General features: G+C 63.9%; 23 protein-coding genes and 1 pseudogene. 5 read left to right on the top strand and 19 right to left on the bottom strand.

All coding sequences use genetic code 11. The features are described 5' to 3' along the window. Positions 1 to 355 precede the first annotated feature (355 nt). From CQW31_RS13445 to CQW31_RS13400, 10 genes and pseudogenes are all read right to left on the bottom strand, one after another. Entirely contained in the window at positions 356 to 2,299 is a 1,944-nt protein-coding gene (locus CQW31_RS13445; RefSeq protein ID WP_099814678.1) for a response regulator, read from the bottom strand. After that, on the bottom strand, positions 2,289 to 3,152 hold the full coding sequence (locus tag CQW31_RS13440) for a sensor histidine kinase KdpD (RefSeq protein WP_054883954.1): 864 nt from the start codon (positions 3,150 to 3,152) through the stop codon (positions 2,289 to 2,291). The genes CQW31_RS13445 and CQW31_RS13440 overlap by 11 nt, the downstream gene beginning before the upstream one ends. Next, on the bottom strand, positions 3,145 to 4,155 hold the full coding sequence (locus CQW31_RS13435) for an ATP-binding protein (RefSeq protein ID WP_099814692.1): 1,011 nt from the start codon (positions 4,153 to 4,155) through the stop codon (positions 3,145 to 3,147). The genes CQW31_RS13440 and CQW31_RS13435 overlap by 8 nt, the downstream gene beginning before the upstream one ends. Continuing rightward, positions 4,152 to 4,556, bottom strand: coding sequence for an anti-sigma regulatory factor (locus CQW31_RS13430; RefSeq protein ID WP_054883953.1), 405 nt, complete (start codon positions 4,554 to 4,556; stop codon positions 4,152 to 4,154). Before CQW31_RS13430 ends, CQW31_RS13435 begins: the two co-directional genes overlap by 4 nt. Next, on the bottom strand, positions 4,553 to 4,915 hold the full coding sequence (locus CQW31_RS13425; RefSeq protein ID WP_054883952.1) for an STAS domain-containing protein: 363 nt from the start codon (positions 4,913 to 4,915) through the stop codon (positions 4,553 to 4,555). The genes CQW31_RS13430 and CQW31_RS13425 overlap by 4 nt, the downstream gene beginning before the upstream one ends. A gap of 4 nt (positions 4,916 to 4,919) precedes the next feature. Continuing rightward, entirely contained in the window at positions 4,920 to 5,771 is an 852-nt protein-coding gene (locus tag CQW31_RS13420) for an STAS domain-containing protein (protein WP_054883951.1), read from the bottom strand. 281 nt (positions 5,772 to 6,052) lie between these two features. After that, positions 6,053 to 6,624 (bottom strand): annotated as a pseudogene (locus tag CQW31_RS13415) (DUF1016 N-terminal domain-containing protein). A gap of 39 nt (positions 6,625 to 6,663) precedes the next feature. After that, positions 6,664 to 8,055: a GABA permease gene (gabP, locus tag CQW31_RS13410; RefSeq protein ID WP_054883950.1), complete on the bottom strand. Its 1,392-nt coding sequence runs from the start codon at positions 8,053 to 8,055 to the stop codon at positions 6,664 to 6,666. A 487-nt stretch (positions 8,056 to 8,542) separates the two neighbouring features. Further along, positions 8,543 to 9,886, bottom strand: coding sequence for an MFS transporter (locus CQW31_RS13405; RefSeq protein WP_099814677.1), 1,344 nt, complete (start codon positions 9,884 to 9,886; stop codon positions 8,543 to 8,545). Between the two features lie 175 nt (positions 9,887 to 10,061). Further along, positions 10,062 to 11,012 (bottom strand): 2-hydroxyacid dehydrogenase, encoded by a 951-nt coding sequence (locus tag CQW31_RS13400; protein ID WP_099814676.1) that lies wholly within the window; start codon positions 11,010 to 11,012, stop codon positions 10,062 to 10,064. 99 nt (positions 11,013 to 11,111) lie between these two features. On the opposite strand from CQW31_RS13400, the gene CQW31_RS13395 reads away from it, so the two are divergent. After that, entirely contained in the window at positions 11,112 to 11,999 is an 888-nt protein-coding gene (locus tag CQW31_RS13395; RefSeq protein WP_054883947.1) for a LysR substrate-binding domain-containing protein, read from the top strand. 92 nt (positions 12,000 to 12,091) lie between these two features. Here the strand turns inward: CQW31_RS13395 and gudD are convergent, their stop codons facing one another. Both gudD and CQW31_RS13385 read right to left on the bottom strand, forming a co-directional pair. Next, the gene (gudD, locus tag CQW31_RS13390; RefSeq protein ID WP_099814675.1) at positions 12,092 to 13,447 is read right to left on the bottom strand and encodes a glucarate dehydratase; all 1,356 of its coding nucleotides are present in this window, start codon (positions 13,445 to 13,447) and stop codon (positions 12,092 to 12,094) included. A gap of 19 nt (positions 13,448 to 13,466) precedes the next feature. Then, entirely contained in the window at positions 13,467 to 14,819 is a 1,353-nt protein-coding gene (locus CQW31_RS13385; RefSeq protein WP_099814674.1) for an MFS transporter, read from the bottom strand. A 259-nt stretch (positions 14,820 to 15,078) separates the two neighbouring features. Here CQW31_RS13385 and CQW31_RS13380 point away from each other — a divergent pair, with 259 nt between their 5' ends. Further along, complete coding sequence (locus CQW31_RS13380) at positions 15,079 to 15,774, top strand: FadR/GntR family transcriptional regulator (RefSeq protein ID WP_054883944.1); 696 nt, start codon at positions 15,079 to 15,081, stop codon at positions 15,772 to 15,774. Between the two features lie 19 nt (positions 15,775 to 15,793). Here CQW31_RS13380 and CQW31_RS13375 read toward each other — a convergent pair whose 3' ends face one another. The 4 genes from CQW31_RS13375 to CQW31_RS13360 form a co-directional block, all read right to left on the bottom strand. After that, positions 15,794 to 16,804, bottom strand: coding sequence for an NAD(P)-dependent alcohol dehydrogenase (locus tag CQW31_RS13375; RefSeq protein WP_099814673.1), 1,011 nt, complete (start codon positions 16,802 to 16,804; stop codon positions 15,794 to 15,796). 161 nt (positions 16,805 to 16,965) lie between these two features. Beyond that, entirely contained in the window at positions 16,966 to 17,556 is a 591-nt protein-coding gene (locus tag CQW31_RS13370) for an HAD family hydrolase (RefSeq protein WP_054883942.1), read from the bottom strand. Continuing rightward, positions 17,553 to 18,422: an acyl-CoA thioesterase II gene (gene tesB / locus CQW31_RS13365; RefSeq protein WP_054883941.1), complete on the bottom strand. Its 870-nt coding sequence runs from the start codon at positions 18,420 to 18,422 to the stop codon at positions 17,553 to 17,555. The genes CQW31_RS13370 and tesB overlap by 4 nt, the downstream gene beginning before the upstream one ends. A gap of 173 nt (positions 18,423 to 18,595) precedes the next feature. Beyond that, entirely contained in the window at positions 18,596 to 19,168 is a 573-nt protein-coding gene (locus tag CQW31_RS13360; protein WP_099814672.1) for a GNAT family N-acetyltransferase, read from the bottom strand. 167 nt (positions 19,169 to 19,335) lie between these two features. On the opposite strand from CQW31_RS13360, the gene CQW31_RS13355 reads away from it, so the two are divergent. The 3 genes from CQW31_RS13355 (at position 19,336) to CQW31_RS13345 (ending at position 22,366) form a co-directional block, all read left to right on the top strand. Beyond that, the gene (locus CQW31_RS13355) at positions 19,336 to 20,022 is read left to right on the top strand and encodes a histidine phosphatase family protein (protein ID WP_099814671.1); all 687 of its coding nucleotides are present in this window, start codon (positions 19,336 to 19,338) and stop codon (positions 20,020 to 20,022) included. Between the two features lie 38 nt (positions 20,023 to 20,060). Continuing rightward, a complete protein-coding gene (locus CQW31_RS13350; protein ID WP_054883938.1) occupies positions 20,061 to 20,975 on the top strand; it encodes a histone deacetylase in 915 nt (304 codons plus the stop codon). A 149-nt stretch (positions 20,976 to 21,124) separates the two neighbouring features. Then, complete coding sequence (locus CQW31_RS13345; protein ID WP_099814691.1) at positions 21,125 to 22,366, top strand: TIGR03862 family flavoprotein; 1,242 nt, start codon at positions 21,125 to 21,127, stop codon at positions 22,364 to 22,366. 120 nt (positions 22,367 to 22,486) lie between these two features. Here the strand turns inward: CQW31_RS13345 and CQW31_RS13340 are convergent, their stop codons facing one another. The 3 genes from CQW31_RS13340 to CQW31_RS13330 all read right to left on the bottom strand — a co-directional run bounded on the left by CQW31_RS13340 (position 22,487) and on the right by CQW31_RS13330 (position 25,506). Next, positions 22,487 to 23,818 carry a DEAD/DEAH box helicase gene (locus CQW31_RS13340; RefSeq protein WP_054883937.1) on the bottom strand — a complete coding sequence of 444 codons (1,332 nt, stop codon included), beginning with the start codon at positions 23,816 to 23,818 and terminating at the stop codon, positions 22,487 to 22,489. A gap of 55 nt (positions 23,819 to 23,873) precedes the next feature. Beyond that, positions 23,874 to 24,791, bottom strand: coding sequence for a drug/metabolite exporter YedA (yedA, locus tag CQW31_RS13335; RefSeq protein ID WP_054883936.1), 918 nt, complete (start codon positions 24,789 to 24,791; stop codon positions 23,874 to 23,876). 109 nt (positions 24,792 to 24,900) lie between these two features. Further along, on the bottom strand, positions 24,901 to 25,506 hold the full coding sequence (locus tag CQW31_RS13330) for a PolC-type DNA polymerase III (RefSeq protein WP_099814670.1): 606 nt from the start codon (positions 25,504 to 25,506) through the stop codon (positions 24,901 to 24,903). Between the last annotated feature and the right edge of the window lie 5 nt (positions 25,507 to 25,511).

Below are 25,511 nucleotides of genomic sequence, written 5' to 3'. Positions count from 1 at the left end.
AGTGCGACCATCTGCTTTATCCCGATTCGTTTTTGGGCGCGGTTCTCAAAAAGCACCGTCCATCGGAATCCAGGCCACTCAGCGTTCCAACTGGTATTCCAAGCAAGTTGATCTAAAAATTATTTACTAGCCAAAACAGATAGATACCGACTTGTTTCAAATTACCCCGGCCCACCAAATTCCAAAAAAGAAGACGCCCTAGGGCGTCTTTTTTTGTGTCCGGATTCAGAAACCCATCGATCCGCAGGCGCTGCACTGACCCGCAGCATGCTCCGCCTGGCCTGCCAGGCCGGGCCGGGCCTTTACACAACGCCTTGAAACAACTTCAAGCCGCTCTGCTCTTGAGGGCGGCTGTTCAAACGCGCCCCACCGCCCGCCTCACCTTGTCCAGCAACTCGCCCAACCGAAACGGCTTCACCAGCATATCCATCCCCACCCCCAGAAACGCCTGCCGGTCCAGCGCTTCATCGGCATACCCGGTCATGAAAACCACCGGCAACCCTGGCCTGCAAACCCTGGCCATATCCGCCAGTTCGCGCCCGCTCAGGGTCGGCAGCCCCACATCGGTCAACAGCAAATCCGGCCCTGGTTCATGCCGCAGATGGAAAAGCGCCTCGTCGATCGTCGAAGCCAGTGTGCAGCGGTACCCCGCATCGGTCAGTGCCTCGGCCACCGACAGGCGCACCGAAGCCATGTACTCGACAATCAGCACATGCTCGCCATTGCCGCGGGCATCTTCCGCCACTTCGCGGTGCGGGGGCACGGCGATATCCTCGGTGGCGGGCAACATCAGGGTCACTTCGGTGCCTTCACCCAATACGCTGCGCAGCACTACGTGGCCGCCCGACTGCCGGGCGAAGCCGTATATGGTCGACAGCCCCAAACCGGTCCCCTGGCCCAGCGGTTTGGTAGTGAAGAACGGGTCGAAAACCTTGTCGAGCACATCAGGCTCGATGCCGCTGCCGTTGTCACGCACCGTCACCGCTACATAGGGACCGTCTTGCAGGTTGGGGTCGCCATGGACCAACGCCATACAGGTCTTGACCCAGATCTGCCCGCCCTTGGGCAGGGCATCACGGGCGTTGATCACCAGGTTGAGCACGGCACTTTCCAGCTGCACGGGGTCGACCAGGGCGATGGCAGGATGGGTAGACAAATCCAGGCTGAGGGTGACGCGTTCGCCGATGGTGCGGGTTAGCAGCTCCTCCAGCGAGCTGACGTGCTGATTGACGTCCACCGGCCGGGTGTCCAGCGGTTGCTGGCGAGCGAAGGCCAACAGGCGGTGGGTCAGCACGGCGGCGCTGTTGGCGGAACTGAGCGCTGCATCGACGTATTTCGGCACCTTTTCCATGCGGCCTTCGGTGACGCGTTTGCGGATCAGCTCGAGGCTGGTGATCACCCCCGTCAGCAGGTTGTTGAAGTCATGGGCGATGCCACCGGTCAGGCTGCCCAGGGCTTCCATCTTCTGCAACTGCAGCAACTGGGCCTCGGTGCGCGCGTGCTCGGCGACTTCCTTGGCCAACTGCGTGGTGGCGTCGTCCAGGCGCGCCAGATGCGAGCGTTCGCGATGGAGGTGCTCGGTGATGTCTTCGATGAACACCAGGCAAAGCCCAGGCGCGCGATACGGTGACAGCTGCCATTCGGTATCGCGCCGCTCGCCGTGCAGGCGCATGCCCAGGTTGCCGCGCCAGCGCTTGCCGGCGCGCAGGTGCTCGCGCAGTTCTTCCAGCACCAGTGCCTGGCCTTCGGCAAAGCACTCGCGCAGTTGCTGCGGGTCGCGGTTGTCCTGCATCAGGTGGGCGAATGCGTGGTTGCATTCATGCACCTTGAACTCGGCGTCGAGCACGGCGATAGGCGCCGATACGCTGCGGAAGATTTCCTGAAAACGCGCCTCGCTTTCGCGCAGCGCACGTTCGCTGTCGCGTACCCGCAACAGCGTACGCAGGGTGGCCAGCAATACGTCCGGGTCGACCGGGTGGATCAGGTAGGCATCGGCACCGGCGTTGAGGCCGGTGATGATGTCGCCGCTCTGGATCGATGCTGCCGACACGTGGATCACCGGCAACAAGGCTGTGCCCGGGTCCTGGCGCAGCAGGCGAACGATGTCGAAACCGCTCATGTCGGGCAGGTTGACGTCGAGGATGAGTGCATCCACCTGCTGCTCCCTGATCAGCGCCAACCCTTCGCCGCCGGTGCCGGCTTCGAGCACCTCATAGCCATGCACGCCCAACCGCCGGCGCAAGGCGTAGCGGGTAGCCGCGTTGTCGTCGACGATCAGCAGGCGCACATCAGGTTTCATCGGCGTTCTCCTGGGCCAGGGCCAGCGGGATGATCACGAAGAAGCATGAACCGATCCCTGGTTCGCTGGTCACGCCCACCTCACCGCCCAGCAGCGTGGCGAAGCGCTTGCACAGCGACAGCCCCAGGCCGGTGCCGCGCAGGCGTTTCTGCAGCGGCGAGTCGACCTGGGCGAAATCCTCGAACAAGGTGTTCAACAGCCCGGTAGGGATGCCGATGCCGGTATCGCTGACGGCGAAGCGGATCTTGTTTTCGCCTTGCAGTCGGGCAGAAACGCGCACCTCTCCGCGCGAGGTGAATTTCACGGCGTTGGAGATGAAGTTGCGCAGGATCTGCGCAAGCTTCTTGTCGTCGGTGTACAACCTTGGCAGGCCGACCGGCTCTTCGAAAATCAGGTCCACCGCGCTGGCGTCGACAATTGGCCGGAACATTCCGCGCAGGGCCGCGAACAGGTCGAGCATGTCGAACCAGGCCGGCGAAATGGTGATGCGCCCGGCCTCGATCTTGGCCAGGTCGAGGAGGTCGTCGACCATGTCCGACAGCTCGCGGGTGGCGGTACTGACGAACGCGACCTGGCGGTGCTGCTCTTCGGACAAGGGGCCATCCAGTTCGTCGGCCAGCAGGCTGGTGATGCTCAGGATCGAGCCCAGCGGTGTGCGGAATTCGTGGCTCATGTAGGACAGGAAGCGGCTTTTCAGGTCCGAAGCCTGGCGCAGTTGTTCAGCCTGGATGTCCAGTTCGGCATACAGCGCCAGCACGCCCTGGTTGGTCTCGTCGAGTTCGGCGCGCAGTGCCTGGTTTTCGGCCTGCAGGCGGGCGACCAGTGCCACTGGGTCGGTCAAGGGTTCAGCCATGGGTGGGCTCCAGGTCGACGACCAGCACTGTCACATCATCCCGCCCACGGCAGAAATCACGGTGCAGCACGGTCGCGATCACGGCCGGATGGCGATGCACCAGGCCAGGGTAGTCTTGAAGGTTCCAGCGCGATTGCAGGCCGTCGCTGTACAGGATGAGCAGGTTGCCGTTTACCTGAGCGTAGTCGAAGGCCTGCGCCTTGCGGTACTGGCCGCCGACAATGCCCGGCAGCGAGGCCAGGCCACGTGCCTGGGCGCCCTGGATCAGGCTGGCGCCGATATTGCCGATGCCGGCGAAGGACAGGCGGTTCTGGCTGGCATCATGCTGGGCGATGGCGACCGCGCCACCGCGGGTGCCGGCCATTGCCCGGTGCAGCCGCTCGATCAGCAGCAGCGGATCGATGAATGCATCGGCAGCGAAGGCCACAGCTCCTGCCTGCGCGGCCGTCTCGGCATCTGGCCCGTGGCCCAGGCCATCCACCAGCAGCGCGCTGAGGCGGTCGCCGTCGATCGCCACGTGCCAGGTGTCGCCACAGGCCGGGTCGTCACGCAGGGCGTGATGGCTCACGCCGATACGGATGTCGTGACCGGCGTCCTGGCGCCGGTACAAGCGCGCCATGATCACCGAACCTCGCGCATCGGTATATACGTCGAACACCTGCGCCAGGCGCGCAATGGCACCCAGGCCAATGCCTTGGGTGCCGCCGGTGGAATAACCGTCGGCCAGGCAGGTGGCGGTATCGAAGCCCTGCGCCCGGTCCACGGCCAGCAGTTCGACGCCGCAGCCGTTGGCGCCGGGTATCGCGCGCAGGTGCAGCTCGCCGCGTTGTGCATGCTTGAGCACATTGCTGCTCAGTTCGGTCGCCAGCAGGGCCACGCGCCCGGCATCTTCACTGTCGAAGCCTTGTTGCTCGGCCAGTTTCTGCGCCATGCGCCGGGCGTGGCCGACCTGGCTGCTGTCTTCCAGCGGCAACACCAGCGTGAGGCTGGCATGGATGTTCATGCCCATCGCGTGATCGTCACTCGTGTGCCCTCGCCTGGCGCGGTGTCCAGTTCAAATTCGTCGACTAGCCGCCTGGCTCCGGTCAGGCCAAGGCCCAGACCATTGCCGGAGGTCCAGCCGTCGGTCAGCGCCAGGTTGATGTCGGGGATGCCCGGGCCTTCATCGCGGAACACCAGGCGCAAGCCGGTTCGCCCGGCCTCTTCCAGCACCTGCCAGTCCATGTCGCCGCCACCGCCGTAGACCACGGTGTTGCGCGCCAGCTCGCTGACCGCGGTCACCAGTTTGGTCAGGTCCACCAGGCGCATGCCGCATTCGCCGGCCAGCTTGCGGGCCAATTGACGGGCCAGCACCACGTCCTGCTCGATACGCACCGGCAGACTGCCACTGTCATGGGCATTCATACACGCCTCACGGTCTGGCGCAGGCGCTGCATGCCACGCTCGACGTTCAATGCCGTGCTGACACCGGGCAGGTTCAGGCCCAGCTCCACCAGGGTGATGGCCACCGCTGGCTGCATGCCAACCACCATCACCTGGGCGTCCATCAGCCGCGACAGGCTGGCGATGTCGGCGATCATCCGGCCGATGAAGGAGTCGACCATGTCGAGTGCTGAAATGTCGATCAGCACGCCACGGGCCGAGGTGCTGCTGATACGGTCGGTAAGATCGTCCTGCAGGCGCATGGCCAGTTCGTCATGCATGTCGACCTGAATGGTCACCAGCAAGAATTCGCCCATTTGCAGGATCGGTATGCGTTCCATGGCCTTATCCCCGCTCGGCCAGGCTCACACCCAGGCGTGACAGGGCCAGTTTCAGCGCGTCGGCAAGGTTGGCCTTGGTGGTCAGCGTGCCCAGGTCGAGCCCCAGGTGAACGATGGTCTGGGCGATCTGTGGGCGCACCCCACTGATGATGCAGTCGGCCCCCATCAGGCGGATTGCAGTCACCGTCTTGAGCAGGTGCTGGGCGACCAGGGTATCGACGGTCGGCACGCCGGTGATATCGATGATGGCGATTTCCGAACCGGTGTCGACGATGCGTTGCAGCAACGATTCCATCACGGTCTGGCTGCGTTGCGAGTCCAGGGTGCCGATCAGCGGCAGCGCCACCACGCCGTCCCACAGTTTGACCACGGGGGTGGATAGCTCCAGCAGCTCTTCCTGCTGACGCTTGATCACCGCTTCGCGGGTTTTCTGGTAGGTGCGCATGGTGTGCATGCCCAGGCTGTCGAGCAGTTCAGAGATGGCCCACTGCTGCTCGGCGAGGCGCGCAGGCTCATCGCTGTAATGGGCCTGGAGCAAGCCAAACAACGGGCCTTTGAGGGCGAAGATGAAGAACACCGTCTGGTGCGAATCATGACCGAGCTGGGCGCGGCTGGCAGACAACTTCTCCAAAAAGCGCCGGGTTTCCTCCCATTCACCCGTGGCGACATTGCTGTCGCCATCCGATTGCATGCCTTGCGACAGCAGCTGGATGAATTCGCGGGCTTCCTGGTTGAGCGTCTGCTCTTTGATGTTGCGCGTGGCGCCGCTGGCTTCCAGGGCCGCAAGCCACCCATTGATCAGCTGAGCCTGGTTTACCTTGATTGCTTCCAACGTGCTGCCTTGCAATGCTGCCATGTGCCTTTCGCTCCTGTGCGTTAAGGTCGGCATCCTCAGGTGGGCGCCAGTCTGTTGAGAGTGACATCTTCACATTCAAATAGTTGTGGCGCACGGGAAAGATAGTTGCAATGGGCCATATCAGCGCGCTGTCTTCAACACCCAGGTGGGCAGCGAGCAGTTCAGCAGCGCACCAACAAGCTCAGCGAACACCAGGGCCGCGCTTCAGGCACAGCGTAGCAGCGCCTGGCATCCATCCATGAAGGCCTGCTGCACGAGGGGTACGATAGTTTGACCCGAGCTCAAGCGCCGTCATCAGAAACAGTTCCCAAGGCGTAGAACTCGTGCAACTTGGCCTGCAGTAGTGCCTTGTCTGGCAGTCGTGTCTGGTACTCCGCAATCAAAGCGGGTGACAAGCTGCGGTTGAGCGCGTATTCGACCACCTCGTCGTCCTTGCTGGAAGCCCACGAAGCAGAAGTCTCTCCCGGAAAACATCCATGGCAGCAGGATAATTCTGTCTCAGCGCTGCTGAGACTTTTGCCGGACTGGCGATGCTGCGTTCATACAACGCTGCCTTCAACTGTCGCTCAAGCTCACGCCTCGACCACCGCTCCTGAACGGCCATGCGCACATAGAACTCGCACTCATCGCACTGCTTGCACTGCCCCATGATGATGAGGTTATGACTCCAGAATAATTGTCGCACCAGTGGTGCGACTTTCTCGTCACCCTGATATGACTCGTAGAACTGACGCATCCGGAACAGATTCGCGCGGGTGAAACCGCGCAGCCCCGGCTGCGTTTGGGCGAGATGTGCGGCCAGTTGGCTGACCACCGAATCGCCCCAGTGTTTCAAAAAGCAAAGGGCACCCATCCACTGGGTGCCCTCGCCTTTGTTGCAAGGTGAATTCAATCACCCCATCGACCTCGCCCCCACCGTTTGCGCATGGCCCCGGGAGGTCACGATTCCCAGGAAGGAAATCACGATCGCCAGGCCCAAGGTCGAACTCACTTCCGCCCGGTGTTCAGGCGTGTACATCATCACGGCCAGCGCGCCGGCGATGAAAATGATGACCGCCCAGGTCAGGTACGGGAACAACCACATGCGGAACTTGAGCTCCGTGTTCTCGCGCTCCAGGCGGCGGCGCATGCGCAGCTGGGAGATGGCGATGACCATGTAAACCAGCAGCGCGATGGCGCCGGAGCTGGCCAGCAGGAACTCGAACACGCCCTTGGGTGCGAAATAGTTGAGGATGGCGATGGCGGCGCCGATCAGGGTGCTGCCGAATACTGCGGCGCGTGGCACGCCGACCTTGGAGGTCTTGTTCAGCAGCGCCGGGGCGTCGCCGCGCTTGGCCAGCGAGTACATCATCCGCGAGGCGATGTAGATCGACGAGTTCATGCAGCTGGTCACGGCCACCAGCACCACCAGGTCGACCATGAAAGCCGCATTGGGGATGTTCATGATTTCCAGCGCACGCTGGTAAGAACCCACCACTGCCAGCTGTGGATCGTTCCACGGCACCACCGAGATGATCACGAAGATCGACAGGATGTAGAAGGTGCTGATCCGCCAGATCACCGAACGGGTGGCCTTGGCGATGTTGCGCGATGGGTCGCTGGATTCGGACGCGGCGATGGTCACGGCCTCGGTGCCGATGAAGCTGAACATCACTGTGATGAACGCGCCGACCACCGCCGACCAGCCCTTGGGCACGAAGCCACCATGTTCGGCCATCAGCCCGCTCAGCCCACTGACTTCACGCTCGGGCAGCCAGCCCAGCAGCGCAGCGAAGCCAAGGCCGATGAAACCGAGAATGGCGGTGACCTTGAGGATGGCGAACCAGAACTCGAACTCGCCGTACTTGGCCACGCTGAACAGGTTGGTGCCCGCCAGCAACAGCACCGAGGCGAGGGCGAAGATCCAGCTGGGGATACCGGGGAACCAGGCGTTGAGCACGTGCCCTGCCGCCAATGCCTCGATCGGGATCACCAGCACCCAGAACCACCAGTACAACCAGCCGATGGTATAGCCGGCCCAGCGGCCGATGGCCTGGTCAGCGTAGGTGGAGAACGATCCCGTGTCCGGATGCGCCACGGCCATTTCGCCGAGCATGCGCATGACCAGTACCACCAGGGTCCCGGCCACGAAGTAGGAAAGTATGGTGGCTGGCCCGGCAGCCGCGATGGCGTGCCCGGAGCCTACGAAAAGTCCGGCACCGATGATGCCGGCAATGGACAGCATCGTTACATGACGTGGCTTGAAACCTTGTGCAAGGTTGCCATCAGATCCCACGGTGTTCATTGATCTTGTTCTCTTTTTGCTGACACAAGGAAGGACGGGCAGGCGTAGGCGAAAATATCTCCTTTCAAATCAGGAAGTCGACACGTTGCTGGTGCGCTGTTGTTGATCTTTGGCACACGTCACAGAGCAAGATGCCGGTGTGGTTCGGGCTTCATTTAAGCCCCGTAAGGCTGCGGGAAATTACACGAGAACGCCTCGGAACTGTTCGATCACGACAGGGCATTTCCCTGAGCGCCAGATGTCGCGAATGGCATATCCGATCACGCCAGGGATCCATCTGGCGCTTTAGTTTTCATCTGGATGTGTGTTGGCAGGCCCGGCCCTTTCGCGGGCACGCCCGCTCCCACAGGGACCGCACACATTTCAGATCTTGTGTAATACCTGTGGGAGCGGGCGTGCCCGCGAAGAGGCCGGTAAAGCCCATTCAAGTCTCAATGCAAACAAAAAAGCCCCGGTCTCCCGGGGCCTCTGTTGCTCAGGCGTCTGCCTACGCCTGCCCAGTGCGCTCGAAACGCCTGGCCAGCAACAGGTAAGCGAAGATCCCCAGCACGCCATGGGCGGCCACGAACCAGAGTGCGTTGTGGAACGAACCGGTGCTGGCAACCACGTAACCGATCACCAGCGGGGTGACGATGCCCGCGATATTGCCGATGCCGTTGAACACGCCACCACACAGGCCGACCATCTTCTTCGGCGCCACATCCGACAGCACCGCCCAGCCCACCGCCGCCAGGCCCTTGCCGAAGAACGCCAGGGTCATCAGAGCGATCACCGCCGCGTTGCCGTCCACATAGTTGGCCAGCACCAGGCTGGTGGACAGCGCCATGCCGATCACGAACGGGGTCTTGCGTGCCTTCGACGGGTGTACGCCGTGGCGGATCAGGCAGTCCGAAACGAAGCCGCCGAGGATGCCGCCGGTGAAACCGCAGATGGCTGGCAGCGCAGCGACCCAGCCGGCTTCCATGATGGTCATGCCACGGCCCTTGATCAGGTAGATCGGGAACCAGGTGATGAAGAAATAAGTGAGCGCGGTGATGCAGTACTGGCCCAGGTACACCGCCCACAGGTTGCGGCTGGTGAACAGCTGTGCGATCTCGGCACGGGTCGGTTTGCTCTTGGCGGTCTTGCGTTCCTTCTCCAGGTCGACCAGGGCGCCGCCCTCGCGCATGTAGTCCAGCTCTTCGCGGCTCAACCCCGGCGCGCTGTGCGGTTCGTGATAAAGGCGGAACCACGCCACGCTCAGCAGCAGCCCCAGCACGCCCATCCAGATGAACACCTGTTCCCAGCTCAGGCTGTGGGTCATCCATGCCATCAGCGGGGTGAACACCACCACGGCCATGTACTGCGCCGAATTGAACAAGGCAGAGGCCGTGCCGCGCTCACGGGTGGGGAACCAGCAGCTGACGATGCGTGAGTTGGCCGGGAACGCGGGCGACTCCACCAGGCCGAGCATGAAGCGCATGGAGAACAGCGTCACTGCCGCGGAAAACCCGGCCAGGCCCAGCCAGCCTACGGTGCCTTGCAGCAGCGTGAACAGCGACCACAGGACCAGGCTGAGGCCATACACCCGGCGCGCGCCGAAGCGATCGAGCAGCCAGCCGCCGGGGACCTGGCCCAGGGCATAGGCCCAGGCGAAGGCCGAGAAGATCATCCCCAGCATCACAGGGTCCAGGCCCAGGTCTTTGAGCACTTCGGTGCCGGTGATCGACAGGGTGGCGCGGTCGGCGTAGTTGATCACGGTGATGACGAAGATCAGCGCCAGGACCAGGAAACGATGGCGACCGACCCCGGCCACGGCCTGCGATGGGGCGACGGCGGATTTGCTGTTCATGTGGACCCTCTTGCTTCTCGGTGGAAGCGATTGTTCTTGTGCGGAGAAGGTGTGGCCCTTGGGCCTTGTGTTGCCTGTGCCAGCCTCTTCGCGGCTAAAGCCGCTCCCACAGGGAATTGCACAGGTCTCGATCCTGTGCGGCCCCTGTGGGAGCGGGTTTACCCGCAAAAGGGCCCTAGAGGTCGATCACCCGATTCGGCGGCATCTCGCCTCGGAAGCAGGCTTGAAGGTTGTTCAGCACCATGCGTCCCATTTCCAGCCGGGTCTGCAGCGTGGCGCTACCGCGATGGGGCTGCAGGCTCACCTGGTTCAGGTCACGCAACGCGGGTGGCACATACGGCTCATCGACGAACACATCCAGCCCGGCCCCGGCGATGCGCTGTTCACGCAACGCCTCGACCAGCGCGTGCTCGTCAACCAACTTGCCCCGCGACACATTGACCAGGTACCCCTCCGGCCCCAGTGCATCGAGCACCTGCGCCGTCACCAGCACCCGGCCGCCATCGGCTGAAGCCGACACCACCAGCACATCCACCGAGCGCGCCAACTCGATCAGGTCGGGTTCGTAGCGGTAGCCGGTTTCTGGCTGCTCGCGCCGCCCGTTGTAGGCAATGCGCATGTCGAATGCAGCGGCGCGCCGGGCAATGGCCTTGCCCACCTCGCCGAGCCCGACGATACCCAGTTCGATGCCGCTGACCTTGCGCGCCAGTGGCAGGTCCACCGTACCCCACAAACCGTCGCGCACCAGCCGCTCCCCTTCGCCCAGGCGGCGCAGGGTGCTGATGATCAGGCCCATCGCCAGGTCTGCCACATCAGCGGTGAGCACGCCCGGCGTGGTGGTTACGTGGATACCGCGGCTGGCCGCGTGGCGCAGGTCCACGGCGTCGGTGCCGATGCCACTGATGGCGACAATCTCAAGGCTGGGCAGCTGGTCCATCAGCGCGTTCGACAAGCCCTTGGCGCCGCCAGTGACTACCGCGCGAATGCGCGGGCCAACCTCGCCGAGCAGCTGTTGCGGGTGGTCATGCTGATACAGCCGATGCACCCGGTAAGTACTCACCAGTTGGGCATCAATGTCATCGGGTACGGGCTGGGTCAGCAGCACGTCGATGGCGTCGTTGTTCATCGTGGGCATCCGGCAGTTCGAAGACATGACTCGATGCTAGGCCCACATTTGATACAGGTCTAATATAGATGCTGGATTGAATAATTCAGGAATTGAATCATGGAGCTGCACCAGTTGCGCTGCTTCGTCGCCGTCGCCGAGGAGCTGCATTTCGGCCGCGCCGCCACCCGCCTGCACATGACCCAGCCACCGCTGAGCCGGCAGATCCAGCTGCTGGAACATTCTCTGGGAGTGCTGTTGCTGGAGCGCAACAACCGCCAGGCGCGCCTGACTCTGGCCGGGCAAAGTTTTCTCGAAGATGCCCGGCGTATCCTGCAAGTCGCCGAGTCGGCCAGCCAGTCGGCGCGGCGTATCGCCCATGGCGAAGCAGGTCGCCTGACGCTGGGCTTCACCGCCGTCGGCGCCTACAGCATGATCCCGCGCTTGCTGGTGCACGCCGGCCAGACCTTGCCCGACATCGAGTTACTGCTCAGCGAACGGGTCTCGTCCACCCAGGTGCATGACCTGGAAGCTGGCCTGATCGATGTCGGCCTGGTGCGCCAGGTGCTGCCCAGCGCCCGCGTGGAGTACCTGCCGATCCACCGCGAACCCTTCGTCGCCGCCCTGCCCGCCGGGCATGTGCTGGCGGCACGCGAGCGGCTCAGGCCGAGCGATTTCGACCAGCAGCCGTTCGTGATGTACAGCGCCAACGAAGGACGCTATTTCCATGACCGTATCGCCAATCTGTTTGCCCGGCATGAGGTGCAGCCGCGGTACCTGCACCAGCTGGGGCAGACGCATTCGATCCTGGGCCTGGTCAATGTCGGGCTGGGCTGCGCGGTGGTGCCGGCTTCGGCGCAGGCATTGCGGCTGGAACAGGTGGTGTTCAAGCCGTTGCTGGGGATGGAGCAGCAGGCGGAGATCTTTCTGGCGTTTTGCCGGGATAACCCGAACCCGGTGCTGGGGGGCTTTGTCGAGATGGCGCGGGCATTCTTTGAAGCAGGATAAATAGTGATGGTTTCTTCGCGGGCAAGCCCGCTCCCACAGGGTCTTGTGCAGTACCTGTGGGAGCGGGCTTGCCCGCGAAAGGGCCAGCAGCCTTAACGCACCAGGCAAGGCCGTTTGTTGTCGAAGCTCCAACCGGGAATCAGGAACTGCATCGCCACGCTGTCATCCCGCGCCCCCAGCCCCATGTTGCGGTAGCACTCGTGGGCCTTGGCCAGCTGGTCTTCATCCAGCTCCACCCCCAGCCCCGGCCGCGCCGGCACCCGCACATGGCCGTCGACGATGCGCAGCGGCTCACGGGTCAGGCGCTGGCCGTCCTGCCAGATCCAGTGGGTATCGATGGCAGTGATTTCACCCGGCGCCGCCGCCGCCACCTGGGTGAACATCGCCAGCGAAATGTCGAAGTGATTATTCGAGTGCGAGCCCCAGGTCAGGCCCCAGTCATGGCACATCTGCGCCACCCGCACCGAACCCTGCAAGGTCCAGAAGTGTGGGTCGGCCAAGGGGATGTCCACCGACTGCAGCTGGATCGCATGGCCCATCTGCCGCCAGTCGGTGGCGATCATGTTGGTGGCCGTCGGCAGGCCGGTGGCACGGCGGAACTCGGCCATCACCTCACGGCCCGAATAGCCGTTCTCGGCACCGCACGGGTCTTCGGCGTAGGCCAGCACATCGTGCTTGTCGCGGCACAGGGCGATGGCTTCTTTCAGCGACCAGGCGCCGTTCGGGTCGAGGGTGATACGCGCTTCGGGGAAGCGTTCGGCCAGGGCCGTTACCGCTTCCATTTCTTCCTCGCCACGCAGCACACCACCCTTGAGCTTGAAGTCGCTGAGGCCATAGCGCTGCTTGGCGGCCTCGGCCAGGCGCACCACCGCTTCCGGGGTCAGGGCCTTTTCGTGGCGCAGGCGGAACCAGTCGTCGTCGGCATCGGCTTCGTTGCGGTAGGCCAGGTCGGTTTGCTGGCGGTCGCCGATGTAGAACAGGTAGCCGAGCATCTTCACCGCCTCGCGCTGCTGGCCTTCACCCAGCAGTGCCGCCATCGGCACATTGAGGTGCTGGCCGAGCAGGTCGAGCAGCGCCGACTCGATGGCGGTCACCGCGTGCACGGTGATGCGCAGGTCGAAGGTCTGCAGGCCACGGCCAGCGGAGTCGCGGTTGGCGAAGGTCTGGCGCATGGCGTTGAGCACGCGCTGGTAGTGGCCGATCGGCTGGCCGACCACCAGGCTGCGGGCATCTTCCAGGGTCTGGCGGATCTTCTCGCCACCGGGCACTTCGCCAAGGCCGGTGTTGCCGGCACTGTCGCGCAGCACCACGACGTTGCGGGTGAAGTACGGGCCGTGGGCGCCACTGAGGTTGAGCAGCATGCTGTCGTGGCCAGCCACGGGAATAACGCGCAGGTCGGTGACGACGGGTGTGCTGGTGTGTACGGCGGGGTTGGTCTGCATGTTCATGGTCGTTGTCTCGCAGTCATCAGTGGGTCTGGCCCAAGGCCGAAGGCGCCTTGTGCTGGTCAGAGGAAGCGCCCTTTGGGCGAATGCGTACGAAGAAGACGGCGATGGCCGCCAGCACCGAAGTCACGGCCAGGCCATACAGCCCGCCCTGGATCGACCCGGTCTGCTGTTCGAGCAGGCCGAAAGTGGTGGGGGCAACGAAGCCGCCGAGGTTGCCGACGGAGTTGATCAAGGCGATCACGGCCGCGGCGATACGGGCGTCCAGGTAACCCTGCGGAATCGGCCAGAACAGCGACGAGGCCGACTTGAAGCCGATGGCGGCGAAGCACACGGCGACGAAGGCGAACACCGGGCCGCCAGTGGTGGACATGAACATGCCGATGGCAGCGACAACCAAGGCACCGGCAACCCAGGCCTGCTGGAACTTCCAGCGCGTGGAACCGGCAGCGAAGGCGTACATGGCGATGATCGAGATCAGCCACGGGATCGAGTTGAAGAAGCCGACCTGCAGGTCGCTGATATCGCCCATGCGCTTGATGATGCTCGGCAGCCAGAAGGTGGCGGCGTAGATGGTCAGCTGGATGCAAAAGTAGATCAGGCAGAACAGCACGATCTGGCGGTCCTGGAGCAGGCGCCAGGCCGATGGCTTGACCGCGCCCACGGCTTCACGATCACGCTGTTCGCGGTCGATGGTCGCCACCAGCGCGTCCTGTTCGGCCGGGCTAAGCCACCTGGCATCCTGCGGTTTGGAGTCGAGCCAGAAGAACACGAAGAAGCACAGGGCCACCGAGGCCATGCCTTCGATGAACAGCATCCACTGCCAGCCATGCAGGCCCAGGCCCTGGATCTGCATCAGCGCGCCGGCCAGCGGCCCGGAAATCAGCGATGCCAAGGCCGAACCGCTGAGGAAGATGGCAATCGCCTTGCCACGCTCGGCGGCCGGCAACCAGCGCGTGAAGTAGTAGATCACACCGGGGAAGAAGCCTGCCTCGGCCACGCCCAACAGGAAGCGCAGCACGTAGAACTGGGTTTCGTTCTGGACGAAGGCCATGGCGGTGGCGACCACGCCCCAGGTGAACATGATGCGGGTCAGCCACAGCCGCGCACCGACTTTCTGCAACAGCATGTTCGAGGGCACCTCGAACAGCGCGTAGCCGATGAAGAACAGCCCGGCACCGAGACCAAAGGCGGCGGCACTGATGCCCAGGTCGCTTTCCAGGTGCGGACGGACGAAGCCGATATTGACGCGGTCAAGGTAGTTGACGATGAACATGATGACGAACAGCGGCAGGACGTGGCGCCTGACCTTGGCCACGGCACTGGCCAAAGCGTCGCCTTCATTCCGGGCAGACGGAGCGAGGGTGTCGTTCACAGGTGTATCTCCCACTGATTGTTATTGTGCGGGTCGAGGTTGTCTGACATGACAGTGGAACGGAGCATAGGCGCAGCGAAGTTGTACGACAAGATGCCGACTATCACCTAAATGGCAAAATACAAGCTTATAACTCAGTAAATAGCGTAGAAAATGCTGCGGAAGCGATGGACGGCCCTGTACCGTGCAGAGAAAAAACGGGCAAAAAATATTTTTATCGATTAACTTGTCATACAAGCCAGTCAGCTCCGGACTACTCATGGATACTCCTGCCAAACGCAGCCACAGCCGCGCCCACGACCTGGTGTCGAGCCTGACCCAGCAAATCCTGCTGGGCACGTTCAAGCCGGGGGACAAACTGCCGTCTGAGAACACCCTGGTGCGCGAGCATGGCGTCAGCCGCACCGTGGTCCGTGAAGCACTGTCGAAATTGCAGGCCTCAGGCCTGGTGGAGCCACGCCATGGCATCGGCACCTTCGTGATGGAGCGCCAGGGCCAGGCGGGTCTGCGCGTGGGGGCGGAAAATGCCGCGAGCGTGCGCGACCTGCTGGAGCTGCGCATCGGCCTGGAGGGCCAGGCGGCCGCGCTCGCTGCCGTGCGCCGCAGCGACGAGCACCTGGTGCGCATGCGCAAGGCGCTGGATGACTACCAGGACCTGGCGGCTGCCGGTGACAGCTGCATCGAGGCAGACCGGCGCTTTCACCTGTTGATCGCCGAGGCCACTGGCAACCTGTATTTCAGCGAGATGATGGCGCAACTGGGCAACGGGTTGATCCCGCGTAACCGCATGGCCTTGGCCGAACGCGCCGGCGCCAACCTGGCGCGGCATGCCTACCTGGCCAACCTTGAGCATGAGGCGATCCTCAATGCCATCCGCCGGCAAGACCCGGACGCGGCGCGGGCGGCGATCTGCCTGCACCTGTCCAACAGCCGCGATCGCCTGCTGCCGGACTAGGGCCGCTGTCGTTGCCGTTTCACCAGGTCAGGCAGATCTTGCCGAAATGCCGGTTGCTCTCCTGGTAGCGGAACGCCTCGACGATCTGCTCCAGCTCGAAATGCTTGTCCACCACTGGCCGCAAGCCATTGGCATCGATCGCCCGCACCATCGCCTGCTGCTGCGCACGGCAGCCCACCAGCACACCTTGCAGGCGGATCTGGCGTACCAGTGCCTGCACCAATGGCAGCTGACCGGCTACACCGGTCAGAATGCCGATCAACGACACATGCCCACCAATGCGCGCGGCGATCATCGACTGCTCCAGGGTGGCCGGCCCACCCACTTCGATCACATGATCGACGCCGCGATTGCCAGTCAGCTCACGGGCCTTCTCGCCCCAGGCCGGGGTGCTCTTGTAGTTGATCAGGTGGTCGGCGCCGAGGGCCTTCAGGCGTTCGAGCTTGGCGTCGCTGGACGACGTGGCAATGACCGTGGCCCCGGCCAGCTTGGCGAACTGCAGGGCGAAGATCGACACACCGCCGGTGCCCTGCACCAGCACCGTGTCACCGGGTTTGAGGTGATCGTCGCTCATCAAGCTGCGCCAGGCGGTGAGGCCGGCCGTGGTCAGGGTTGCAGCCTCGGCGTGGCTGAACCCCTTGGGTGCCAGCGTGAACGAAGTGACCGGGGCCGTTACCTGCTCGCGGGCATAACCATCAATGCCATCGCCGGGCACCCGGGCAAAGCCTTCGACGTTGGCCTGGCCGTCGAGCCAGTCCGGGAAGAAGGTGCTGACGACGTTGTCGCCAACCTTGAATTCACTCACACCTGCGCCGACCGCGACCACTTCGCCGGCGCCGTCGGCCATGGGAATACGCCGCTCGCTCGGGCCCCACATGCCACTGACCACGGCGAAGTCGTGGTAGTTGAGGGAGCTGGCATGCAGTTGCACGGTGATCTCGCCCGGCTTGGGCGCAGGCGCCTCGCAGGTGCCGACTTCGACCTTGTCGTAGCCGCCGCCGGGTTGCACATAGATGGCCTTGCTGGTCATGACTGGGGCTCCATTCAGAGAAAGACTGGGGTTCAGCATAGCCAGTGTGGGCCTGTTCGCGGGCGTGCCCGCTCCAACAGATATTGCACTGGACTCGGGCCTGTAGAGATCCTGTGGGAGCGGGCGAGCCCGCGAAAGGGCCGGAACTGGCAACAGATAATTCAGCCCAGCATCACCCGCAACGCCCGGCAATCTGCTGCATGCCAATCCACCAGTTCCGGCCACGGGTTATCCGGCAAGTTCACCAGCACCGTGCGCGCCCCAGCGGCCCGCCCACAGTCCAGGTCAAAGCGATAATCCCCAACCATCACCAACTCGCCGGGCGCCACTCCCCAGCTACTGGCAATCTTCAACAGCCCATCCGGGCTCGGCTTCGGCTCGGCCTCATCGCGCCCGAGAATGTGCTCGACCTGGAAGCAGTCCGCCAGGCCGATCGCCTCCAGCGTCACATGCGCCAACTCCCGCGCATTGCGGGTCAGGATGCCCAGGCGGCAGCCACGTTCGGCCAGCTCACGCACCAGTTCCACGGCCCCGTTGGCCGCTGTCGAGGCAATCGCCAGGTCGCGCTCATGTTCCAGCAGCCAGGCATGCTTGGCCGCCGCTTCCGCCGCCGGCAGCGCCGCCAGATGGGTGAGAATGTCGTGCTCGGCCGGGATATCCAGGGCGACACGGATGGCGGCGAAATCGTGCACCGCCACGGTCAGGGTGCCGTCCATGTCGAACACCCAATTGCGGATTTCGGCCAGGCTCATGCCCAGTCCTTGCGGTGGCGAATCAGGCCTTCCTGGGTCGACGACGCCACCAGCTGGCCGGCGCGGTTGAAGATGCTGCCGCGGCAGAAACCCCGGGCATTACCAGCCCATGGGCTGTCGGTGGCGTACAACAGCCACTCATCGGCGCGCAGGTTACGGTGGAACCACAGCGAATGGTCGAGGCTGGCGATCTGCATGTCGCGCTGCCACACCGATTTGCCATGGGGCAGCAGCGACGTCGTCAGCAGGCCGAAATCGGAAGCGTAGGCCAGCAGGTACTTGTGCAGCGCCGGCACGTCAGGCAAAGAGCCGTCGGCGCGGAACCAGGCGTACTTCACCGGGTCGCCGGGCTGGGGGTTGAACGGATCGCGCTCGGTCACCGGGCGAATCTCGATCGGCTTGGCGCACAGCACCTTGTCGCGGATGCGTTCGGGCAGCTTGTCGGCGTGGGCGCTGGCCAACTCGACTTCGGTCGCCAGGTTTTCCGGGCCGACCACGTCGGGCATCTGCACCTGGTGCTCGAAACCTTCCTCGTCGTACTGGAACGACGCGCTGCAGGTGAAGATCGGCTGGCCCTTCTGGATCGCCGTCACCCGCCGGGTGCTGAAGCTGCCGCCGTCACGCACGCGGTCGACCGAGTAGACCACCGGCAAGCTGGCATCGCCCGGGCGCAGGAAGTAGCCGTGCAGCGAATGCACATGGCGCGCATCCTCGACCGTCTGGCTGGCCGCCGACAGCGACTGGCCCAGCACCTGGCCACCGTACAGCTGACGGAAGCCGAGGTCCTGGCTGCGGCCACGGAACAGGTTCTCCTCGATCGACTCGAGGCTCAACAGGTCGACCAGGTCGTCCAACACATGACTCATCGGGGGTTCTCCTTGTAGGAGCGAGCCTTGCTCGCGATGCGTAGGAGCGAGCCTTGCTCGCGATGCGCCGCTGAGCGGCGCTCGGTTTCACAGGCGCTGAACATCTTTCGGCAAGCACCTTTCAGGGATGAGGAAATGATACAAGGTTTGTCATCGACACCGTGCATGCCGGCTCATTCAGTGCGCAGGGTCTGCTCCCAGTGTGCGCGGTCGATGCGATACAGCACGTGAGGGCGCAGCGGGTGGCCGATGGGCAGGCGGGGGTGGTCGAAGCTGCCATTGACGTCCTGGACCATGCCGATGGCCTGCATGACTTTTTGCGACGGCAAGTTGCTCTCGCTAGTGAACGACACCACCTCTTCCATGCGCAATTGGGCGAAAGCACAACGCAGGCAGGTCCATGCCGCCTCGCTGGCAAAGCCCAGGCCCCAATGACGCCGGGCCAGGCGCCAGCCAATCTCCACCGCCGGGGCGAACGGCGCGTCGAAATTGACGTTGAGCAAGCCCGTCATGCCGATGAACGCCCCGCTGTCTTTTCGCTCAAGCGCCCACAGGCCGAAGCCGTATTCGTTGAAATGCCCGCGGATCCTGCCGATCAGCGCCGCCGCTTCGAGCCGCGTCATGGGCGCCGGGAAATAACGCATCACCAGCGGGTCGGCACACATTGCCGCAAATTCGCGCAGGTCGTCATCGTGCCATTGGCGCAGCACCAGGCGGGCGCTTTCCAGGTGGAGGATGGGGGTCATGAGAACAGCTCCGGTTTTACCCAATGGCATTTTACAGCGTAGGCGCGGCCAGGTTTGACACGCAACCGGCGGCGCCCAGAATGCAATTTTCACAACCCCTTCACTAGCCCCCGACAGACGGCTGAGCACAATGCCCCCACACCACCGCCGCGCCATTGGAGTGACGCATGCAGCCGAGCAACACCTTGGGCCATCCCGCCATCCACGCCCGTCGCAAGCGACGCATGTCACGCAAAGCCCTTGGTGCCGCTCTCGGTTTGTGCATGGTCATCGCAGCGGTCACCACCTGGCTGTCAACGAGGACCCATATCGTGGACCTTGGCAACGAGCGGCAGTTGAATGAAAGCGGCCTGCTGCAGGACTGGGCAGACGGTGCAGTGATCGTGATGATCCGCCATGCCGAACGTTGCGACAGCGCACCCGGCCCTTGCCTGAACGACCCTACGGGTATCACCGTGGCCGGCAGCGAGGCCGCCACCCGGGTCGGCCAAGGCTTGAAACAACTGGGCCTGGGCAATGCCGAGGTGCTCGCCAGCCCCAAAGTACGTACCCTGCAGACGGCGCACTTCATCCTTGGCCAGGCCGTTGCCAGCGAAGCCTGGCTGGAAAGCTGCGACAACCAGTTCGCCCGTGAAGCGCTGGCGCGCAAGCGTGCCGGGCATAACCTGGTGCTGGTCACCCACAATGGCTGCATCGACCACTTCGCCCGCCAGCAGGGCGTGGCCGGGGGTGAGCGTGAGAGCAACTACGCCAGCGCGCTGTTCGTCTCGGTGGACGCCAACGGCAAGGCGCGCATCCTTGGGCGCTTGAACGAGCCAGACTGGCAACGGGTATTGGCCAGCGTGGGGAAATAACTGGCAAGATCAGCGCTGGCCCCGATTGCGAACGTCCCATGCCGCTGCCGCTGATCTACCACGAAGACTACAGCCCGGAATTCCCCGCCGGGCACCGCTTTCCCATGGAAAAGTTCCGCCTGCTGCGCGACCACCTGGTGGGCAGCGGCCTGACTACCGACCAGGCCCTGCTGCGCCCGGACATCTGCCCCAACGACATCCTCGCCCTGGCCCATGACCGCAGCTACATCGAGCGCTACATGAACGGCGAATTGTCCGGCGAGGACCAGCGCCGCCTCGGCCTGCCCTGGAGCGAAGCCCTGGCCCGGCGCACCGTGCGTGCAGTGGGCGGTTCGCTGCTGACCGCCGAGATGGCGCTGCAGCATGGCATCGCCTGCCACCTGGCCGGTGGCACCCACCATGCCCACTACGACCATCCGGCCGGTTTCTGCATCTTCAATGACCTGGCGGTGATCAGCCGCTACCTGCTCGAAGCCGGGCGTGTGCACCGGGTACTGATCTTCGACTGCGATGTGCACCAGGGCGACGGCACGGCACGCATCCTCCAGGACACCCCGGACGCCATCACCGTGTCCCTGCACTGCGAACAGAACTTCCCGGCACGCAAGGCCCACAGCGACTGGGACATTCCCCTGCCACGCGGCATGGGCGACACGGCTTACCTGAAGGTGGTGGAAGACGCGCTGAACTACCTACTGCCGCTCTATCAACCCGACCTGGTGCTGTACGACGCCGGCGTCGATGTGCACAAGGATGATGCCCTGGGCTACCTGCAACTCACCGACGATGGCCTGGCGGCGCGTGACGAGCTGGTGATGCGCCATTGCCTGGGCCGTGACATCCCGGTGGTCGGGGTCATCGGTGGCGGCTATAGCAAGGACCGCGAAGCCTTGGCCAGGCGCCATGGCATTCTTCACCACAGTGCGGCGCGTGTCATAGGTTGTTCACAATGACTGTGGAACCGCTTGTGGATAACCTGCGGGAAAGGCGCTGCAGCCCTTGACCGGTGGGGGCTGCAGAACACTGATCATTTTTTGTTCAGTACGTGGATTGGCCCGGCTGCGCTAGAATGCGCAGTCTTTTCCACAACCTGCTGCCTACCATGCCCGATAAAAACCCCGCATCCCCTCCCCTGGCCGTCGTGATCGGCGGCGGCCCTGCTGGCCTGATGGCGGCTGAAGCCATGGCCCAGGCGGGCCTGGCGGTGGAAGTGTTCGATGCCATGCCTTCGGTGGGCCGCAAGTTCTTGCTGGCCGGCGTCGGTGGCATGAACATCACCCATTCGGAAGCTTATCCACAGTTCGTTTCGCGCTACGCCGAGCGGCAGGCTGAAATCGACGGGTTGCTGCGCGACTTCGATGCCGATGCGCTGCGCCTGTGGATCCACGGGTTGGGTATCGACACTTTTGTCGGTACGTCAGGCCGGGTTTTCCCCACCGACATGAAGGCGGCCCCGCTGCTGCGCGCCTGGCTGAAGCGCCTGCGTGACAATAATGTGGTTATCCACACCCGCCATCGCTGGCTGGGCTGGAATGCCGACGGTAGCTTGCGAATCGCTTATCCACAGGGGGAATTGCAGGTCAAGGCCAACGCCGTGGTACTGGCCTTGGGTGGCGCCAGCTGGGCAAGGCTGGGCTCCGACGGCGCCTGGCAGCCGTTGTTGGCCGAACGCACTGTGGATATCTCGCCGCTGCGGCCGAGCAACTGCGGTTTCGAAGTGGAGGGATGGAGTACGCTGCTTGTGGACAAGTTCGCGGGGGCGCCGCTGAAGAACATTGCCCTCAGCGTACCGGGCATGGCGCCGCGCAAAGGCGAGTTCATCCTCACCGCGCAGGGCGTCGAGGGCAGCCTGGTGTATGCATGGTCGGCTCAGCTGCGCCAGGCTATCGAGCATCAGGGGCAGGCCAGGCTGTTGCTCGACCTGTTGCCGGACAAGCCTGTGGACAAGATTGCCCAGGCGCTGGCCAAACCACGCGGATCGCGGTCGATGGCCAAGCATTTGCACAGCCAGTTGGGGATCGACGGGGTCAAGGCGGGGTTGCTGCGGGAGCTGACGGATCAGGCGACCTTTGCCGATCCTCAGGCGCTGGCGCGGGCGATCAAGGCCTTGCCGATCACGCTGGTACGCACGCGACCGCTGGACGAAGCGATCAGCAGTGCCGGTGGCGTGCGTTTCGAAGGGCTGGATGAAGGGTTGATGGTCCGCCGGATGCCGGGGGTGTTCTGTGCGGGCGAAATGCTGGACTGGGAGGCGCCGACTGGGGGGTATCTGCTGACCGCGTGCTTTGCCAGCGGGCTTCGTGCGGGACGAGCGGCGGTGGATTGGTTGGCGCGGCCTGCCTGATCGATTGCCGGGGCTGCTTCGCAGCCCTTTCGCGACACAAGGCCGCTCCTACAGAGGTACGCAATCCCCTGTAGGAGCGGCCTTGTGTCGCGAAAGGGCCGCAGAGCGGCCCCAGGGATCTCAAGGCTTACGCTTGCGCGGCCCGCCGTTGAAGCTCGGCACCTTGCGCACAGCCTTCACCGATGGCTCCGCAGCACCTGCCTCGGCACTGTCCATCCAGCGCCCCAGCCCACGCTTGGCGCTGTTCTCTTTCGGTTTCTTGGGCTTCTTCGGCTTCTTGATCACCTGGCCGCTGGCATCGGTCATCGGTACCCGGTGCTCAGGGATGAAGTCCGGCTCCTCGTGACGTGGCAAGGTCTGCCGTGTCAGCACTTCGATCGCCGACAGCATCTGCACCTCATCGGCACACACCAGCGAAATCGCCTCGCCCTTGTTGCCGGCGCGGCCGGTACGGCCAATACGGTGCACATAGTCCTCGGCCACGATCGGCAGATCGAGGTTGACCACTAGCGGCAGGTCGTCGATGTCCAGGCCACGGGCTGCCACATCGGTGGCCACCAGCACCTGGATCTCCCGCGCCTTGAAGCTGTCCAGTGCACGCTGGCGGGTGGCCTGCGGGCGGTCGCCGTGGATACCGTCGGCATTCACCCCGTCGGCCAGCAAGCGTTCGACCAACTGATCGACGCCATTGCGGGTCTTGGCGAATACCAGCACCTGCTTCCAGCGCTGCTTGCGCAGCAGGTGCATGAACAAGTCGGCCTTGCGTTTCTTGTCCACAGGCACCAGCCACTGCTTGACCGTGGTCGCCGCGGCGTTGCGCGGGCTGACTTCGATGCTCAGCGGGTCGTTCAGGGCCAAGCCGGCGAGCATGCGGATCTGCTCGGAGAAGGTGGCGGAGAACAGCAGCGTCTGACGCTTGCGCGGCAAGGCGGCATAAACCGACTGCAGCTCTTCGGCAAAGCCCAGGTCGAGCATGCGGTCGGCTTCGTCGAGCACCAGTGTCTGTACCTGATTGAACTTCACCGCATTCTGGCGGAACAGGTCGAGCAGTCGGCCGGGCGTGGCCACCAGCAGGTCGACGCCACGGCGCAGGCGCATCATCTGCGGGTTGATGCTGACCCCGCCGTAAACGGCATAGGTGCTCAATGGCAGGTTTTCGGCATATTCGCGCACGTTGTTGTGCACCTGCTCGGCCAGCTCGCGGGTCGGTACCAGCACCAGCGCACGGATCGAGTTACTGGCAACCTTCTCACCTTCCAGGGCAAGGCGCTGCAGCACCGGCAAGGCGAAACCGGCGGTCTTGCCAGTGCCGGTCTGGGCTGCGGCCATCAGGTCGCGGCCGGCCAGCACGGCGGGGATGGCCTTGGCCTGGACTGGGGTCGGGGTGGTGTAGTCCAGCTGCTGCAAGGTGCGCAGCAGCGGTTCGATCAGGCCGAGTTTGGCGAAATTCATGGCAATACCGTCAGGGGGTTCAGCGAAGGCGGCAAGTTTACCGCATCACCCCTGGCTACTTGCTGCAGATTTCGCCTTTCATCGGCTGCTCTGGCGCCTTGCGCCATTGCGGCAGGCCGATCAGCACCACCGCGCCGATGATCACCGCCATGGCCAGGCACTCCTCGGTGCCGATCTGTTCGCCGGCAAAGAGGATACCCAGCAGCACCGCCACCGCCGGGTTGACGTAGGCGTAGCTGGTGGCCGCTGCCGGCCGCACGTTCTTGAGCAGGTACATGTAAGCACTGAAGGCGAGGATCGAACCGAACAGCACCAGGTAAGCCAGCGCCCCCCAGCCGGCAAGGGTCGGCATCTGCGTCATGCGCTCACCGGACAGTGCACTGCCCAACAGCAATACCGCACCGCCTACCAGCATCTCGGCGGCACTGGCCATCGGGCCTTGGGGCAAAGGAAGGCTCTTGCTCCACACCGAACCGAACGCCCACGCCGCCGCAGCGAACACCACCAACGCCGCCCCCACTGGGCTGGCCTGCAGGTTGGAACCGAGGTTGAGCAAGGCGATACCCAGCAACCCGAGCAGGATACCGGCCCACTCCAGCCGCGAGTTGCGGTGGCCGAACAGCAAACCGAACAGCAGCGTGAACAACGGCACCGTCGCCACCGCCAGCGCTGCCACGCCCGAGGCCACACCCGCATGCTCGGCCACTGTCACCCCGCCATTGCCGCAGCTGAGCAACAGGAAACCGATCGCCCCTGCCGCACGCCATTGCGGCCAGGTCGGGGCCGGCACACCCCGCCAGCGCAGGAAGCCATACAGCAAACCGCCGGCGATGATGAAACGCACACCGGCCATCAGCATCGGCGGCCACGATTCGACACCGATGCGAATGAACAGGTAGGTGGAACCCCAGACCAGGTACAGGGCAATGAAGGCGCCGATGAGCAGCAGCGGAAAGCGACGGGAGGCAGGCATGGCAGGTAACTCAGAAATCCGTTTTCGGGTGACCGAGTTTAGGGCGGTGCACAGGTAAATATAAGTTACAAAACCGTGCGAAATGAACGGCACACTTTTGCTGCGCTCATCAGGCTAATTTGGCCAAGGTTTCACCAACCTTCGCGGCAGGCGTTTTCTGCAGGCGGCACAGCAATTCGTGGGAGAGTTGCTGGACGCCGTGGGCCTGGCGCAGTACGCCTGCCAGGTGTTGCAGCAGGTTGGCGGCCATTTCGGCATCGGCCATGGCCCGGTGTGCGGTACCGGTATGCGGCAACCCGGCCCACCGGGTCAGGGTACCCAGCTTGTGGTTCGGCGCCGCCGGCAAGAGGCGCCGTGACAGCAGCAGGGAACACGCGAAAGACTGCTGCCGGCTGCGGCCGATGCGGCTCAGTTCGTAATCCCAGAACTTCTGGTCGAAGGCGGCGTTATGCGCCAGCAATGGGGTACCTCCGACGAACTCGGCCACTTCGTTCATCACTTTATCGACCGGCGGCGCCGTGCGCAGCATGGCGGTGGTAATGCCGGTGAGCCCGGCGACGAAGGCCGGCACCGGCACACCGGCATTCATCAGGCTCTGATAGCGCTCGACAATGCGCCCGCCTTCCAGCATCACCACCGCCACCTCGGTGGCGCGGCAGCCGGCACCGGGCGAGATGCCGGTGGTTTCAAAGTCGATGACAGCGATACGTTCCATGAAAA

It is taken from the genome of Pseudomonas sp. 382 (assembly GCF_002759075.1).
Classification (GTDB): Bacteria; Pseudomonadota; Gammaproteobacteria; order Pseudomonadales; family Pseudomonadaceae; genus Aquipseudomonas; species Aquipseudomonas vlassakiae.
The sequence above is the reverse complement of the archived record's forward strand: the minus strand, read 5'-3'. Positions and strand labels throughout refer to the sequence as shown.